Raw genomic sequence first — 15,055 nt, 5'->3', positions numbered from 1 at the left:
ATTCACATTCATCTGGCTACGGTAACTCAAAACGTGCAACATTTTGGCGCGCACCCATATATTTAGCTGAATCTACCTGCTTGCCATTCAATTCTAGCGCACTCAGCCCAACTACATTGCCAACCACCACCTTGAATGGTGGCGCCCCTTTCAGGGTGTGTTGATCGCCTGCCCGCAGAGTATTTGCATACACTTGTTGGCCATCGTGCTGGTTTACGCTAATCCAGTTGTCTTGCGAAACTTTGATATGCAGGGTTGAGTATGCGTTTGGCGTATTCAGCTGGCTTTCTGAAGCCGATGCAGTCGATGAAATAGCCGGCACCGTACTTGCTGGCACCACATCCGAGCTTGTTTCTTGAGTTGCAGTGATCCAATTGGCTTGGCTAGCTAGAACCGAGCGCTCTTCGACAGCGCCCACAGGCGCCTCGCTGGTGGACGCTGCCGGCGCTGGGTCAGAGAACTGCTGCTCAAGCCATTGCGCTGTTGTGCTGCCATGCCGGTATGTCAAAAGCACCGCCACGATTAAAGCAAGTAGGCTCGCGCCCCATAGCCATGGATAACGTCTGCGCTTACCCTGCCAAGCAGTCAAGCCGCTGCGCTTTGGTGGCTGAATTGGATCGCGCAAGCTCAAGGTTGAAAGGTTAGAGGGACCTTGGCCACTGGTGCGACGCAAAGCATCGACTAAAGGCTGCGGATCAGTGCCGAGGATTTTTGCATAGCTACGCATAATGCCAATCGCAAAAGTGACTTCTGGTAAATGCTCAAGCTCGCCCGCTTCAAGCGCGCGCATTTTGGCCACCGGCACCTTAAGCCGGGCAGAAACATCTTCAATCAGCCAACCTTTAGCTTGACGTAATTGAGCAAGTTGCTCGCCTGCAACACGCGCTGAACCATCATCGGCAGTCCATACCGTGCTAACAGCCGCTGCCGAAGTAGCGGGCAATGGTTCCTTGCTATCAGTCATCAAAGACTGTTCGTCGTGCTTGCTCATCTAAAAATCTCGCATAATTTAATCGTAACAACGGGTCGTCCTTACCGCTTTTGACTGCTAACGCCTGCTGAAAATATTGCCCTGCTGCTTGCACATTACCGGCAGCACGCTCAATCAGCGCTAGCGCGTGTAGCGCATCACGGTGATCCGCAGTGAGTTGTAGCGCCAACGCAGCTTCGCGGCGGGCAACCTCAAATTGTTCTTTGTCCAGATAAGCCAGCGCAAGTTCCGCATGTAAATCCGCCCGGTAACGCAACGCCGCTTGCTTCGCCGGACCAGGGCTAACGACTACTGACGATGGCGCTGAACAGGCCCCACTTAAAAAGCATGCTGCACATAAAACGAAGAGGCGCCTTAGCATCATGCCGAATGAATCTCGATCATTGCTCGCCCTTTATTTTGAGCCGTGGTATCTGCCGCGACGGCGCCTTTCATGCTTTGACTACGTTCGGCAAGGCGGGTGCGGTCAATCACATCCCCCGCCAACTGGCCGCATGCTGCGTCAATATCATCGCCACGCGTTTTGCGAATGGTCGTGACAATGCCAGCGGCCAACAAAACTTGCGCAAAGCGCTTAATCCGCTCAGCGCTGGAACGCTTCAGTCCAGACTCAGGAAACGGGTTAAAAGGAATCAAATTGAATTTACAATGCACATCACGCACCAGCGCAACCAATTCATGCGCATGTGCAACTTCATCGTTGACCCCATCCAGCATGCAATATTCAAACGTAATGAAATCACGGGGCGCAGCTTTCAAATAACGCTGACATGCACTCATTAATTCGTGCAACGGGTATTTTTTATTCAGCGGCACCAGTTCATCGCGCAGTTTATCGTTAGGCGCATGCAACGAGACAGCGAGGGCGACTGGCAACTCTGCCGCCAACCGATCCATCATCGGCACAACTCCGGAAGTCGACAAAGTCACGCGCCGGCGCGAAAGCCCATAAGCATTATCATCCAGCATCAGGCGCATCGCACTGACTACTGGATTAAAATTAAGTAGCGGCTCGCCCATTCCCATCATGACCACATTAGTAATCACCCGATTTGGGCGATTAGCGCCAAGATCGCCTGGCGGCAAAGAATTGCGCAAGGCAAATTCTGCCAGCCAGAGTTGGCCAATGATTTCGCTTGCGCTTAAATTCCGGCTAAAGCCTTGCTTGCCCGTCGAGCAAAAGCGGCAGTTCACGGCACATCCGGCCTGAGATGAAATGCAGAGGGTGCCGCGCGCCGTTTCGGGAATGAATACGGTCTCAACCGCATTGCCATTTCCTACATCGATCAGCCATTTACGGGTGCCATCGGCCGATAGGTGGTCGCTCGCAATTCCAGGAGGCTGGATCGTTGCATGTGCTTTAAGTTTTGCACGCAATGATTTTGCCAGATCGGTCATCTGATCAAAATCGGCTACGCCATATTGGTGAATCCAGCGTTGTAATTGCTTTGCACGAAATGGCTTCTCGCCCAGGCTGTTGGCGCAATAAGCGCTCAGCCCAGGCCCATCGAAATCGAGCAAATTTACGGCTTCGGCGGTTGCCATTTTTTAGTGGCCTATAAGTTTAACGCGAATAAATATTGATTTCTGGAAAGAAAAAACCGATCTCAATGCGCGCGTTATCTGAACTATCAGAACCATGGACAGCATTCGCATCAATGCTATCAGCAAAATCTGCACGGATTGTGCCTTTATCTGCTTTTTGCGGATCAGTCGCGCCCATTAAATCACGGTTTTTTGCAATTGCGCCCTCGCCTTCGAGCACTTGAATCATAACCGGCCCCGATACCATGAAATCAACGAGCGCTTTAAAAAACGGACGCTCCTTATGAACGCTATAAAATTGCTCCGCTTGCTCACGCGACAAATGAGTCATGCGAGCGGCCACGATTTTCAGGCCAGCATCTTCAAAACGGCTATAAATCTTGCCAATTACATTCTTGACTACAGCATCAGGTTTAATAATTGACAAAGTGCGTTCAAACGCCATAAAAAACTCCACTCAATAAATGTTTATTTAATATTACTTAATCAGCCCTCTCCCCTTCCTGATGACAGTGGGGGGACCCCGACAACATTCAAGCCATAATCACTTGAGCCGCTTCGGTGGATTCCTGTTTCACAGAACGGCCTGACTGCATTCTTTTCTCTACAGGCGCACAAGCGATGACCTCGCTCTCATTCATCCCCCTAAAGGATGATGTTTATGCGAAATGAATAAAGTATTAGCATCATAAATTCTACTCAGCCAAAACCCCTTACCAGTAAGCGTCAGTCAGCTTGGCAACATCTAAAGCAAGCTTGATATTCTAACATGTAGCCAAATACGAGGATACCGTCTATATGCTAGCCATGCTAAATATCTTCGTTACAGGAGAAAAATAGGCGCGGCTCTTTGCGTAATTAATAATATTGTAGGTTTTTATCCTTGCCTCCACCAGCTAGCCAAAAGGCCAAAGCATAAGCACACAAACCAAGGGGCTATCCATAGCTCTATAAATGTGCTATATAAACGCTGTGCGGGCGTTCTATTTGGGCGGCGTCCTTTCTTATGGGTGGGGTACGTTGCCAAGCCCCCGTATTTTCAGGAGAGAGTATATGAAAAACGATTTTCAAACTTACAGCTTCGGCCGTAATGGAAGCATCACCACGGTTGAGACTCGCAACCGGGTATTGCGTAATACATATTGGCTGCTAGCCCTATCGATGATTCCAAGTGTCTTCGGCGCTTGGCTTGGCGTGAGCGCCGGCTTTTCGCTGCTCAGCGCAACCAGTCCAGGTATCGGCTTAATGCTCTTTATGGCGATTGCATTTGGCTTTATGTTTGCGATTCAGCGGTTTAAAAACAGTGGCGTCGGCGTCGCCTTGCTGCTGGGCTTTACATTCTTTATGGGCTTGATGCTCTCACGCCTATTAAGTTTTGTGCTGGGTTTTTCAAATGGCGCGTCGTTAATCATGCTCGCGTTTGGCGGCACGGCCGTTATTTTTACCGTGATGGCATCGATCGCAACTGTTTCAAAACGGGATTTTTCCGGTCTTGGCAAATGGCTATTCATGGGCGTAGTTGTGCTGCTCATCGCGTCAGTCGCTAATATTTGGCTCAAGCTACCCGCTTTGATGCTGACCGTATCTGTGCTGGCGATTGTGATTTTCTCCGCTTATATGCTGTTTGATGTGCAGCGTGTAGTGAACGGAGGAGAAACCAATTACATTACCGCAGCACTGGCTATCTATCTAAATATCTACAATGTGTTCGCTAATCTGTTAGCACTGCTCGGCGTTTTTGGCGGGAATCGGAATTAAATGTTCGCTTAGCAATCACTCAGTCGGTGTTGCGATAAGAAATACAGACTAAGCCGTACAAGCACAATGCTCGTACGGCTTTTTTATTTTTTATTAAAAGATTTGACCACTATTATATTGCGGGGTGTAAAGATGAAGAAAGCTCTTTTAAGCATTGTTCTCGCTAGCGCAGTTGCCACTCCTGTCTATGCTCAGAGCAGTTTAACGCTCTATGGCTCACTAGGGGCTGCGATTATTTATACCAACAACCAAATAGGAAAAGACCAAACTGGCCCAAGCTGGCAAATCGGCAGCGGGGGTGCAGGTAGCAACTACTGGGGATTGCGCGGCACAGAAGATCTAGGTGCAGGCACAAAAGCAATTTTTCTGCTAGAAAGCGGCTTTAAAATTAACAATGGCCGCTTTCCATTAAAGGGCGTGGGCTTTGACCGCCAATCCTTTATCGGTTTGTCCGACTCAGGAACTGGCACAATCACACTGGGCCGCCAATATGACTCTCTGACCGATTACCTTGCGACATTCAGCTTAGCAGGCAGCAGTCTAGGGGGCGGACAATTCTCGCATCCCTTCGATAACGATAATTTGAATAGCACGTTTAGTGTCAACAACTCAATTAAATTCTCAAGTATCGACTATAACGGCTTTACGTTCGGTGGTTTATATGGTTTTTCGAATGAAGCAGGCAAGTTCGCCAATAACCGTAATTACAGCCTTGGCGCTGCCTATAATTATGGCCCGTTCGGCGCCGCAGTAGGGTATCTGCAAGCTCACAACATTGGCGCGAATAACACCGGCGCAGAGATGGCGGATGAGTCCAATTTTGCAGCTGACCGTCAGCGCATATGGGGAGCTGGGGCAAGTTATATATTTGGCCCAACCACAGTAGGTTTCGTATTTACCCAAGCAAAATTTGACCGTCCGTCGAATGATGAGATTGGAGATAAATTAAACATTCCGGACCGCTCATTGCTTGGCAATTATGCCAATTTTAATAACTACGAACTCAATGCCCGCTATCGCATAACGCCAGCATGGAGCGTAAATGGCGCGTACACATTCAGCACGGGAAAATTCTCCCTTTCTCAAGATACTAGCGCTTTGAAGGCGAAATGGCATCAAGCTAGCCTGCTCACCAGCTACGCTCTATCAAAACGCACGAATGTTTTTATTTCAGCGGTCGCTCAGCAATCTCAAGTACGGGATAGCCAGTTAAGCCTTACCAATATCAATGGCTTCAAATACTCCAGCACTAACAGACAAATAGCGATCACGACTGGCTTGCGGATGAAATTCTAAATAATCCCTCTGCCAATCGCTCGGATGAAACAGTTTAAGCGCACTAAGCAGGTGTTTGCCTTGTGCTCTCGCGCGTGGAACGCGTGACGGCTCAAGGCGAGCCAGAAATTTGTGAATAACTGTGCAAAATAGTAGGGCGGCAATGAAACCGAGCTCTTGCAGAGCGTGTACTTTCTTGTGTGGAGTTTAGTCTGGAATTTTGTTTGGAATCAGCGCGACTGACCATGTAACTGCATCATTGCACGCTCCATTTCGCCTTGTACCACCCATTGCATCACTGCAAGACTGCGGCGAATAGCATCGTCAACTAATGCCTGCTCCTCTTTACGCGGCGGCTTGAGTACGTAATTAACTACGTCAGATTTTTTTTCGTCTATCGCACAATCCCGCGGATGACCAATCCCTAAACGCAATCGCCAGTATTGCGGAGTTGCCAAATGCGCACCAATATCTTTTAAACCATTGTGCCCGCCACTGCCGCCACTAAATTTTAATTTAGCAGCGCCAGGCGGCAAATCAAGTTCATCATGCACAACTAGAATTTCAGCAGGAAGAATTTTATGAAAGCGGGCAAGCGCAGCAACTGACTGGCCTGAGCGGTTCATAAAGGTCTCTGGCTGTAGTAGCCATACTTCACTACCATGCAAACGCGCCCGCGCCGCTAAGCCATGAAAACGCGCTTCATGACGTAGCGTTGTTTGCGTCGCGCGGGCAATCGCATCAACCGCCCAAAAGCCGGCATTGTGCCGGGTTGCACTATATTCCGCACCCGGATTGCCAAGGCCGGCAATGAGCTTAATCATAGAAGAATGCCTTAAGAAGCTGCTGGCGCTTCGCCTCCTTCAACAGCAGCAGACGCATTTTCAGCTGCCGACGCGGCTGCAGGGATTGTGGCCGAGACGATCACTGGGTTTTCTTGCTCTAGGTATTGCATCAGTTCAACCCCTTCTGGCAATTTCACGTCTTTTGCATGTAGTGACTGACCGACCCCCATATCGGCCAGATCAAGCTCGATAAATTCGGGCAGATTGGCAGGTAAACAGGTCACTTCGAGTTCATTCATTACATGGGAAAGAATCGCACCATCTAGCTTGACCGCTTTAGAGATATCTTGATTCAAGAAATGCAGAGGCACTTTTTTGTGGAGCTTTTTGCTGGCATCAATACGTTGAAAATCAACGTGCAGCACTAAAGGTTTGAATGGATGATATTGCACATCGCGCAATAATACTGGCTGCGAGGTACTACCAATTTCAAGCTCCAGAATCGAAGAATGAAACGCTTCTTTCTTCAGTGCATGGAAGATCACATTATGATCTAGCTCGATTAATTGTGGCTGGCTATCCGCGCCATAAACAATAGCGGGTGTTTTGCCAGCATTACGCAGACGGCGGCTCGCACCCGTACCCTGCAGGTTGCGCTCAAAAGCGACTATTTTCATATACTTCTCCTAAAAAACCGCCCACGACCAGGCAGAAAAAGAAATCGCGCCCATTACATTTTTAATCGGCGCGCTTCTCATAAAAAAACGATGCAAGCGAATTTCGATTCATTCCGCATCGCTCTTTAGCGCATTTTATGCGCTAAAAAATGGGGTAATTCAATGTTTAACTATCTGCAAAAAGCGACATGACTGAATCACCGCGGCGAATCCGCGAGAATGTCTCAGCCAGCAGGCTTGCGCTTGATAGCTGTCGAATTTTTGCACACGCACGGGCGTCATCGCGTAACGGAATGGTATCGGCAACCACAAGCTCGTCTAGCTCAGATTCGGCAACTCGTTTGACGGCCTCACCTGACAAAACTGGGTGAGTCGTATACGCAAAAACCTGCCGCGCACCCCGTGTCTTTAATACTTGCGCCGCCTTACATAAAGTGCCAGCGGTATCCACCATATCATCCATGATCACGCAGGTGCGACCCTCTACCTCGCCGATCACATGCATGACTTCCGCAACATTCGCTTTAGGGCGCCGCTTATCGATAATTGCAAGGTCAGTGTTGAGTTGCTTAGCTAATGCGCGGGCACGCACCACTCCGCCTACATCGGGCGACACAACGAGCAAATCTTTGTGGTTTTGCTTACGCAAATCCCCTAGCAGAATTGGCGTCGCATAAATATTATCAACCGGGATGTCGAAAAAACCTTGAATTTGGTCCGCGTGCAAATCCATCGTAATGATCCGGCCAACGCCAGCAATTTGCAGCATATTGGCAACCAGCTTAGCGGAAATCGCAACCCGGGCTGAGCGGGGTCGACGATCTTGGCGGGCATAGCCAAAATAAGGAATAGCAGCAGTGATCCGGCCGGCGGAAGCGCGTTTTAGCGCATCGACCATGATCATTAATTCCATTAGGTTATCGTTAGTTGGCGCGCATGTAGGCTGGAGGACAAAAACTTCTTTGCCACGCACGTTTTCCTGAATCTCGACTTGAATCTCGCCATCGGAAAAGCGGCTGACCATTGCTTTACCGAGCGGAATACCAAGGATCTTAACTACATCGTGAGCAAGCTTAGGATTAGCATTGCCAGTGAACACCATTAAGCCGTCACTACTCATATATACCTATTCAGGACGGCTCTTCGCGAAATTTTGGCAGGGGAGGAAGGACTCGAACCCTCGCATGCCGGAATCAAAATCCGGTGCCTTGACCAACTTGGCGACTCCCCTACAAACAACAACTTCTAAATCGCTTAAACCTTATCTTTAACTTTTTACGACGCAAAAGCAAGCAACGGGTGGCTGTCAAGACTTGTCGCTACCTGACTATGCCAGCCAGCAGGCAACGCCGCTTGCACCGAGAGGGCTTCATCTTTGCTAAGAAATACAGCAAAAACACTTGCACCTGACCCCGTCATGCGAGCTGGCGCAACAGCTTTAAACCAATCCAACACTTGCGCTACTTCTGCGTATTTTCCGGCGACTACAGCTTGCATATCGTTACGCCCAAAACCGCCAGACCCTAACGCGTCACTTCGTTGCGCTAGAAAGTCCGCTATTTTGATGACTTTCGTATCCCGTGTCAATTCCCGCGTAGAGAAAATTTCAACAGTCGACACTTGCACGGCCGGCGTCACGACCAAAAAATGGCGCTGCGGTAGCTCAAGAGCCTGTAACTGCTCTCCAATTCCTTGTGCAAATGCATTGTAGCCAAATACAAAAAATGGCACATCTGCGCCTAATGATACAGCCAATTCCTGTAGTTGTGCACGTGATAAATTGAGCTCCCATAACCGGTTCAGCGCAAGTAAGACGCTGGCCGCATCTGAACTGCCGCCGCCTAGGCCGGCGCCAATCGGTATCTGCTTTTCAAGCCCAATCTCAACCCCCAGGGGACAACGCGCATGCGCCTGCAGCGCGCGCGCTGCGCGCAAGGTCAGATCGGACGCCTCAGACACGCCCGGCACAGGCGCCGCGCGCGTGATGAGTGAATCAGCGCGCACCTTAAAATGTAGCGTATCGCCGTAGTCGAGCAGCTGAAATACCGTTTGTAAAAAGTGATATCCATCCGCCCGGCGACCGGTGATGTGCAAAAAAAGATTCAGCTTGGCAGGCGCCAAACATGAAAAATCAGGCATATGTTTTATATCATTAAATCATTCAATTTCTGTTAACAGGCCTTATCTGCTTAGATTTTGCTTGCCTGATAACAGCCTAGTGCTCAGTTGAGTTTCAACGATCAAGCACAAGTTTAACCTCAATCGATGAATCATCACGCGTTAAATTCATGCGTTGCACCCGCACTACAGGCGCCTCTGTATAAGAGAGATAGTCAATCGTCCACCCATCTTGCCGAATCTGCACCGGGCGCTCCCAACCTTCCGGTACCCGCAGCCAATTGCGCAAACCTGTCACCGGCAAGGAAAAACCTAGTGCGGTTTTCATCAACTCGTCCGCATTGTCAGCAACCTGTGTCGGCCGATTAGGCAGTTCAAGCACTGCGCCCAAAGCCGATAATTGGACCATAGCCAACGTCTGACCAAGCGGGCTCAGTAAACGCAAGGTCACTGCTTTGCCATTGTCGCGCCAGGCAAAATGCCCATAAATATTGCGGGTTCGGCTATGAACGCCCTTGACCTCTTGGTAGCGCACTGAAAAACGGCCATTGCATGCAAACGATGTGGGTGCAGGGGGCGCAAGCGGTGGCAACGCGCAACCCGCCAGCCACCCTAACAAAATAGCCAGTACCGTAAACTTTTTGAGTTGAGATTTGATTGGATATCGCATATCTATTTTTGCTCTTTACTGTCCCATTACCGTTTGATCGAAAAACGTTTTAGCGTTCGCAGCAAAATATCGTTGTTTTCTTCAAGTTTTCTGGCTTTTTTCCAGATTTGTTTGGCCTCTTCCTGCAAACCTTGTATCCACAGGACTTCACCCAAATGAGCGCCAATTTCGGCATTAGGCTGTAGCTGATAAGCGCGACGCAGTAATTTAGCTGCTTGCAGTGGATTGCCAAGTCGGTACTTGACCCAACCTAAACTATCGATAATGAAAGCATCGTCTGGCGCCAAAGAAGAAGCTTTCTCAATCAGCTTGTCTGCCTCATTAAGCCGTTGACCACGATCTGCCAATGAATAACCAAGAGCATTATACGCATTGGGATTATCGGGCTGTAACGTCATCAAACGACGCAGGAGATTTTCCATCAGCGTGTAATGGCGATTTTTTTCAGCCATCATGGCGTACTCGTAAAGCAACTCCGGCTCATCTGGATACGCTTTATGCGCCCGCGCTAGACTTGCTTCAGCCTCGACATAATGCTGCGCCTCAGCCAGCAAGGCGCTATCGGTGCGCGCGGCCAACATTTTGACGCGCGGCTCATTGCTTTGCAAATCAGCAAGCAATTTGCGTGCTTCATCGACTTTGCCAGCTTTAGCTAAGAGCTGTACGCGGGCAAACAACGCCGGAATGTATTGGCCGCTGGCGGCATTAATTTTGCTTAGCCATTGCATGGCGAGCACATCATTCTTTTTTTCGCTGGCAATCTGCGCTAAGTAAATATAGGCCTGCCCGGCATCCAATTCTGGCTTGGTTTTGCGCTTTTCTACGGCATGCACGTATTGTTGCAAATACTGCTGCGCATCGTCATAGTGCTTTTGCTGGATATGAATCAGGGCCAAAGCCATTAACGGGGCAAGATCAGCCGGATTTTGCGCGCGCATTACTTGGAATTCTCTACGGGCCTGATCAAACTCCTGATCGGCCAGATAGAGCTGCGCTAGCGCAATATGCGCATTACGCGATTTTGGATTTTTCTGAGCAAAAGCCCGCATCAACTCAATCGCCTGCTGCCGCTGGAGGGGCCCAAGTTGCCCCAACAATAAGGCGGCGGCTTCATAGTCTGGCTTAAGAGTAAGCGCCTGGCGCAATGATTGCCAAGCTTTGGCTGAGTCATTTAACAAAAGCTGCTGCCGCGCCAGCGCAAGGTGCGCTTCAGGACGCGCCAACTCGCTTTTGAGTAGCGTCTGCAGTAAGTTCAAGCCACTCGCCGGGGCTGGGCTGCGTGCTAACAGTAACTGCAGCGCCAACATCGCCTCCCCTTTATCGTCTGCCGGGACTTTGGCCAATTCAGCAGCCAAAATAGGCCGCGCTTCATTAAACTTACCGCTTAGCACCAGCAAAGCAGCTTCAAATTGTGCGGCACGCCCAGAATTTGGCTCATATTGGCGCCATAGACGGGCGGCCACCAGCGCATCGGATGGGCTCTGCGCGCCCAATGCGATTTCTGCCGCTCGCTGAGCCATGCGAGGATCATGGGTGGTACGCGTCAGTTCAAGATAAGTCTGATAAGCAGGCGCAGGCTGCCCGCGCTGTAGCGCAATCTCAGCCGCCAGGACCAAGAACATAATCTGGCTTGTCAGCTTAACTGCCGGCAGTGTTCTGTACGCGTCAAGCGGCGCTGGCAAGCCAGCGACGACGCTCTCTTCGCCTGAGATGGCGGTTGCACGCGCATTTACGCTGAAGGGAGCCGCCCATACGGCGGTTGCCAGCACCACTACGCCAATCAAATACGCCACGCGCGTCAGAGCCGTACGCTCAGATCGATACATCAACAACTGTGTAAGAAAAATATTCATGAGTCTCCAGCGGCAATCTGATTGAAGAATTGTAACGCGATCAACCGACAAGAATCGGATAAAATTTGGCTTAACCTAATCCATCTTGCACTATGCCAGAATTACCAGAAGTAGAAGTTACCCGCCGCGGCATCATGCCATATATAACGAATCAACGAATTCAACGCGTCGTGGTGCGTACTGCCAAGCTGCGCTGGCCCGTGCCAACGCAGCTTGGCACCTTGCTTAACGATGGCTTAATTAAGCATGTTGAGCGGCGTGGCAAATATTTATTGCTTGAGCTAGAAAGCGGCTGGCTATTGATTCATCTCGGCATGACCGGGACTTTGCGTATCCTGTCGCGTGGCACGGCCGGCGAGAGCCAGCTCTTGCCAACGGACCGACACGATCATATCGATTGGATCTTCGATAAATGTATGCTGCGTTTTCGGGACCCACGGCGTTTTGGCGCGGTTTTGTGGCATCCGCACAATGCTGGACCCGTCTTGCTACACCCATTATTAGCCAAGTTAGGTATTGAGCCACTATCGGCTGATTTTAATAGCGCGCTTTTTCATCGCCTAACACGCGCGCGCAGCACGCCTATCAAGCAGATCTTGCTAGCGGGTCAGATTGTCGTGGGGGTGGGTAATATCTATGCCTCAGAGAGTTTATTCCGCGCGGGCATTCATCCAGCAACTGCGGCTGGACGTATTTCAGTTAAGCGTTATGAAAAACTCGTCACCGAGATCCGTGCAACATTGGCCGAAGCCATTGAAAAAGGCGGCAGCACGTTGCGCGATTTCGTTGGTAGCGACGGCGCGCGAGGTTATTTTCAGTTGGACTATTTCGTTTACGGCCGTAGCGGTGAGCCGTGCCGCAACTGTGGCGCGCCCATTCGCCAAATTATGCAACAGCAGCGCTCCACTTATTATTGTCCGCGCTGCCAGCATTAAACGATAAATGATCCAGCAGCGGGTAGTATCCAAGCCCTTCATTTGATTTTTTTACAATTCATCCACTCCCTCAATGATTTCGATTGCAGAATTCGCTCCTCGCCTGATTACTTGGCAACGTCAATCTGGACGCCACGATTTGCCGTGGCAGCACGACGACCCTTATTGTATTTGGCTATCTGAAATCATGCTGCAACAGACGCAAGTGTCAACTGTGATTGCCTATTATCTACGGTTTATTGAGCGTTTTCCTAATCTGACGGCATTAGCCAATGCGCCGCTTGATGAAGTGATGGCCTTATGGAGCGGACTAGGTTATTACTCGCGCGCCCGCAATCTGCATCGTTGCGCACAACAGCTGGTGGCCGAACATGATGGTCATTTCCCAAACGATGTCAATACACTCATCACATTACCGGGTATTGGCCGTTCAACGGCGGCAGCCATTGCTGTTTTTGCCTTTGGCGCGCGCGAAACCATTTTGGACGGCAATGTGAAGCGCGTACTGGCCCGCGTTTTTGGAATTGAAGGCTTTCCTGGCGAAAAACAGGTTGAGAACGCAATGTGGAAATTAGCAGAGTCGCTATTGCCGCTCTACTCTGGCCAAGATAAAGCCAGCAACAACGTCGCAATCAAAGCGTATACCCAAGGTTTAATGGACTTTGGCGCTACTTTATGTGTACGTGGTCGTCCTGCTTGTGCTCGCTGTCCCTTTCAAAGCGGTTGCGTAGCTTATCTTAGCGGCCGTGAAAAAACCTTGCCAACGGCCCGGCCCAAAAAAATCAAACCTATGCGGCGCACGCTAATGCTCATTCTATGTAACGGTGATGCCGTACTGCTTGAGCGCCGCCCTCCCGCAGGCATCTGGGGTGGTTTATGGAGCCTGCCAGAAGCCACGGATGATGCCACTCTGGCCGCTTATGCAGCGCGCTTCGGCGTGCTTGGCCCTTTGACCGCGCTGCCTTCGATCATCCACACCTTTACGCATTTTCAGCTCACCATAGAACCTAGGCTGGCGGCACTTTCATCCTCTACTGCAACTGCAGCAGCAGTGGCCGACGCCAACCAAGCTTGGGTCTCAGCAGATGACGTCCAAGCTTATGGTTTGCCCGCACCAGTACGACGGATATTGGACAAATTGCAGAGCGAAGCTCAGGCGGATATTTTGCCTTTCTGCTAAATTAACAATTGATGCTGGGCATCCATATCCATCACTTCAGATAACGCTGACAGCCATGCACGCGCTGGCAGCCGCCATTTCTTTTCAAGCACACGCGCATGGGCGGCCAGCGCATCCCAATCAAAGGCCAGCGGTGGACCACTAAAAGCGAGCGCTACCCGATTACCGTCATGAACTATAGGCAAAGCCACCACGCGCCCCTCAAAAGCTTCACGTAAACTACGCATATTGCGCGCAAAGCTAGGATGGTCGCCGAACAAATTGACGGTTAAGATGCCAGGCGCCGCCAAACAAGAACGGCAAGCACGGTAAAATGCTGTACTCTCAAGTACAGGGCCATGTGCAGTTGCGTCATATAAATCGACTTGCAAAACACCGATGGCACCATAGTGAGATGAATCATGAACAAAATCCCAAGCATCAGATTCAATCACCGATAAGCGCTCATCGTTAGCAGGTAGCTCGAACATGGTACGCGCGGCAAGCACAACAGCCGGATTCAATTCAACTGCCGTGACCCGTGAAGCTTGGCAGTATCGGTAGCAAAATTTGGTTAATGTTGCCGCCCCTAAACCCAGTTGCACAATATGCGCAGGCGGATCAAGAAAGAGCAGCCACGCCATCATCTGCTGCGCATATTCGAGTTCAATCCGCGTTGGAGCACGCAATCGCATCGCGCCCTGCACCCATTGAGTGCCAAAATGCAAATAACGCACGCCCCCTTCCTCAGAAAAAGTAACGGGTGCAAAACGCGGAGTTTGCGGGTAACGTAAGCTACGTTTATTAGAAGTTGTCATGCAAAATTTCACGCCAGGCGCGCAGTTTTTGTTCAAATGAGAGCACAGCATAAGCTGGGCTTGAAGAGGGCAAAGCCAATGTCTGATAACCCGCCGCCCGCAGCACTGGCGCAAAGCGACCCGCGGTTTTGCCATTAAAGCAGATTTTCTCAAGGGCCGGAGCCAACTGCTGCAAACCAGCAAAATCATTAGGCGCCGCCTGGCGGATCGCGGTATCGAGGCTACCCTTGCGCTGACAAGCCGCCAGTACATCCCAAAGACCGATCCGATAAGTTAGCAGGCGCTCAAGACGAGCCGGATAAGTCAGTTCTGTGAGTGGTTCATTGAGCAATTCACTCAATAAACGCCAAAATTGATTGCGTGGATGTGCATAGTATTGTGTTGCCAGCAGTGATGCTTCGCCAGGAAAGCTCCCCAAAATAAGGATGCGTGTATCGTTTGCGAGCACAGGTGGAAAACCATATAACATTA

General features: G+C 50.3%; 16 protein-coding genes and 1 tRNA gene. 4 read left to right on the top strand and 13 right to left on the bottom strand.

Annotated features, from left to right (window positions below; all coding sequences use genetic code 11):
• Positions 1-16: 16 nt before the first annotated feature.
• The 4 genes from KMZ15_RS02755 to ndk are packed head-to-tail and all read right to left on the bottom strand — an operon-like array spanning position 17 to position 2,981.
• Positions 17-991, bottom strand: coding sequence for a helix-turn-helix domain-containing protein (locus KMZ15_RS02755; protein ID WP_223693951.1), 975 nt, complete (start codon positions 989-991; stop codon positions 17-19).
• Positions 957-1,355, bottom strand: coding sequence for a hypothetical protein (locus KMZ15_RS02750; RefSeq protein ID WP_223693949.1), 399 nt, complete (start codon positions 1,353-1,355; stop codon positions 957-959). The genes KMZ15_RS02755 and KMZ15_RS02750 overlap by 35 nt, the downstream gene beginning before the upstream one ends.
• Entirely contained in the window at positions 1,352-2,536 is a 1,185-nt protein-coding gene (rlmN, locus tag KMZ15_RS02745) for a 23S rRNA (adenine(2503)-C(2))-methyltransferase RlmN (RefSeq protein ID WP_223693947.1), read from the bottom strand. Before rlmN ends, KMZ15_RS02750 begins: the two co-directional genes overlap by 4 nt.
• Before the next feature lie 19 nt (positions 2,537-2,555).
• On the bottom strand, positions 2,556-2,981 hold the full coding sequence (gene ndk, locus KMZ15_RS02740) for a nucleoside-diphosphate kinase (RefSeq protein WP_223693945.1): 426 nt from the start codon (positions 2,979-2,981) through the stop codon (positions 2,556-2,558).
• Positions 2,982-3,589: 608 nt separating this feature from the next.
• On the opposite strand from ndk, the gene KMZ15_RS02735 reads away from it, so the two are divergent.
• Positions 3,590-4,294, top strand: a complete 705-nt coding sequence (locus KMZ15_RS02735; protein WP_223693942.1) for a Bax inhibitor-1/YccA family protein — start codon at positions 3,590-3,592, stop codon at positions 4,292-4,294.
• A 132-nt stretch (positions 4,295-4,426) separates the two neighbouring features.
• A complete protein-coding gene (locus KMZ15_RS02730; RefSeq protein ID WP_223693940.1) occupies positions 4,427-5,590 on the top strand; it encodes a porin in 1,164 nt (387 codons plus the stop codon).
• A 209-nt stretch (positions 5,591-5,799) separates the two neighbouring features.
• Here KMZ15_RS02730 and pth read toward each other — a convergent pair whose 3' ends face one another.
• From pth to KMZ15_RS02695, 7 genes are all read right to left on the bottom strand, one after another.
• Positions 5,800-6,393 carry an aminoacyl-tRNA hydrolase gene (gene pth, locus KMZ15_RS02725; protein WP_223693938.1) on the bottom strand — a complete coding sequence of 198 codons (594 nt, stop codon included), beginning with the start codon at positions 6,391-6,393 and terminating at the stop codon, positions 5,800-5,802.
• Positions 6,394-6,404: 11 nt separating this feature from the next.
• On the bottom strand, positions 6,405-7,031 hold the full coding sequence (locus tag KMZ15_RS02720) for a 50S ribosomal protein L25/general stress protein Ctc (protein ID WP_223693936.1): 627 nt from the start codon (positions 7,029-7,031) through the stop codon (positions 6,405-6,407).
• 166 nt (positions 7,032-7,197) lie between these two features.
• Positions 7,198-8,151 carry a ribose-phosphate pyrophosphokinase gene (locus KMZ15_RS02715; protein WP_223693934.1) on the bottom strand — a complete coding sequence of 318 codons (954 nt, stop codon included), beginning with the start codon at positions 8,149-8,151 and terminating at the stop codon, positions 7,198-7,200.
• A gap of 34 nt (positions 8,152-8,185) precedes the next feature.
• Positions 8,186-8,262: transfer RNA gene (locus tag KMZ15_RS02710), tRNA-Gln, on the bottom strand.
• Between the two features lie 44 nt (positions 8,263-8,306).
• On the bottom strand, positions 8,307-9,170 hold the full coding sequence (gene ispE / locus KMZ15_RS02705; RefSeq protein WP_223693931.1) for a 4-(cytidine 5'-diphospho)-2-C-methyl-D-erythritol kinase: 864 nt from the start codon (positions 9,168-9,170) through the stop codon (positions 8,307-8,309).
• A gap of 94 nt (positions 9,171-9,264) precedes the next feature.
• Positions 9,265-9,819, bottom strand: coding sequence for an outer membrane lipoprotein LolB (locus KMZ15_RS02700; RefSeq protein ID WP_223693929.1), 555 nt, complete (start codon positions 9,817-9,819; stop codon positions 9,265-9,267).
• Positions 9,820-9,845: 26 nt separating this feature from the next.
• Positions 9,846-11,672: a tetratricopeptide repeat protein gene (locus KMZ15_RS02695; RefSeq protein WP_223693927.1), complete on the bottom strand. Its 1,827-nt coding sequence runs from the start codon at positions 11,670-11,672 to the stop codon at positions 9,846-9,848.
• A 92-nt stretch (positions 11,673-11,764) separates the two neighbouring features.
• Between KMZ15_RS02695 and mutM the strand changes: the two genes are divergently transcribed.
• Both mutM and mutY read left to right on the top strand, forming a co-directional pair.
• Positions 11,765-12,607: a bifunctional DNA-formamidopyrimidine glycosylase/DNA-(apurinic or apyrimidinic site) lyase gene (gene mutM / locus KMZ15_RS02690; RefSeq protein ID WP_223693924.1), complete on the top strand. Its 843-nt coding sequence runs from the start codon at positions 11,765-11,767 to the stop codon at positions 12,605-12,607.
• A gap of 73 nt (positions 12,608-12,680) precedes the next feature.
• Positions 12,681-13,787, top strand: coding sequence for an A/G-specific adenine glycosylase (gene mutY / locus KMZ15_RS02685; protein WP_223693921.1), 1,107 nt, complete (start codon positions 12,681-12,683; stop codon positions 13,785-13,787).
• Here the strand turns inward: mutY and KMZ15_RS02680 are convergent.
• Complete coding sequence (locus KMZ15_RS02680; RefSeq protein WP_223693918.1) at positions 13,784-14,584, bottom strand: spermidine synthase; 801 nt, start codon at positions 14,582-14,584, stop codon at positions 13,784-13,786. The two genes, mutY and KMZ15_RS02680, sit on opposite strands and share 4 nt — an antisense overlap.
• Entirely contained in the window at positions 14,571-15,053 is a 483-nt protein-coding gene (locus tag KMZ15_RS02675; protein ID WP_223693916.1) for a DNA-deoxyinosine glycosylase, read from the bottom strand. Before KMZ15_RS02675 ends, KMZ15_RS02680 begins: the two co-directional genes overlap by 14 nt.
• Positions 15,054-15,055: the final 2 nt, after the last annotated feature.

The sequence above is a fragment of the Mycoavidus sp. HKI genome, from assembly GCF_020023735.2.
Taxonomy (GTDB): Bacteria; Pseudomonadota; Gammaproteobacteria; order Burkholderiales; family Burkholderiaceae; genus Mycoavidus.
The sequence above is the reverse complement of the archived record's forward strand: the minus strand, read 5'-3'. Positions and strand labels throughout refer to the sequence as shown.

What these genes read in the sequence shown, in the direction of transcription:
- pth (WP_223693938.1), bottom strand. Translation starts at nt 6,393, where the DNA reads ATGATTAAGCTCATTGCCGGCCTTGGCAATCCGGGTGCGGAATATAGT.
- KMZ15_RS02700 (WP_223693929.1), bottom strand. Translation starts at nt 9,819, where the DNA reads ATGCGATATCCAATCAAATCTCAACTCAAAAAGTTTACGGTACTGGCT.
- ndk (WP_223693945.1), bottom strand. Translation starts at nt 2,981, where the DNA reads ATGGCGTTTGAACGCACTTTGTCAATTATTAAACCTGATGCTGTAGTC.
- mutM (WP_223693924.1), top strand. Translation starts at nt 11,765, where the DNA reads ATGCCAGAATTACCAGAAGTAGAAGTTACCCGCCGCGGCATCATGCCA.
- KMZ15_RS02730 (WP_223693940.1), top strand. Translation starts at nt 4,427, where the DNA reads ATGAAGAAAGCTCTTTTAAGCATTGTTCTCGCTAGCGCAGTTGCCACT.
- rlmN (WP_223693947.1), bottom strand. Translation starts at nt 2,536, where the DNA reads ATGGCAACCGCCGAAGCCGTAAATTTGCTCGATTTCGATGGGCCTGGG.
- mutY (WP_223693921.1), top strand. Translation starts at nt 12,681, where the DNA reads ATGATTTCGATTGCAGAATTCGCTCCTCGCCTGATTACTTGGCAACGT.
- KMZ15_RS02680 (WP_223693918.1), bottom strand. Translation starts at nt 14,584, where the DNA reads ATGACAACTTCTAATAAACGTAGCTTACGTTACCCGCAAACTCCGCGT.
- ispE (WP_223693931.1), bottom strand. Translation starts at nt 9,170, where the DNA reads ATGCCTGATTTTTCATGTTTGGCGCCTGCCAAGCTGAATCTTTTTTTG.
- KMZ15_RS02720 (WP_223693936.1), bottom strand. Translation starts at nt 7,031, where the DNA reads ATGAAAATAGTCGCTTTTGAGCGCAACCTGCAGGGTACGGGTGCGAGC.
- KMZ15_RS02715 (WP_223693934.1), bottom strand. Translation starts at nt 8,151, where the DNA reads ATGAGTAGTGACGGCTTAATGGTGTTCACTGGCAATGCTAATCCTAAG.
- KMZ15_RS02755 (WP_223693951.1), bottom strand. Translation starts at nt 991, where the DNA reads ATGAGCAAGCACGACGAACAGTCTTTGATGACTGATAGCAAGGAACCA.
- KMZ15_RS02675 (WP_223693916.1), bottom strand. Translation starts at nt 15,053, where the DNA reads ATGTTATATGGTTTTCCACCTGTGCTCGCAAACGATACACGCATCCTT.
- KMZ15_RS02735 (WP_223693942.1), top strand. Translation starts at nt 3,590, where the DNA reads ATGAAAAACGATTTTCAAACTTACAGCTTCGGCCGTAATGGAAGCATC.
- KMZ15_RS02695 (WP_223693927.1), bottom strand. Translation starts at nt 11,672, where the DNA reads ATGAATATTTTTCTTACACAGTTGTTGATGTATCGATCTGAGCGTACG.
- KMZ15_RS02750 (WP_223693949.1), bottom strand. Translation starts at nt 1,355, where the DNA reads ATGATGCTAAGGCGCCTCTTCGTTTTATGTGCAGCATGCTTTTTAAGT.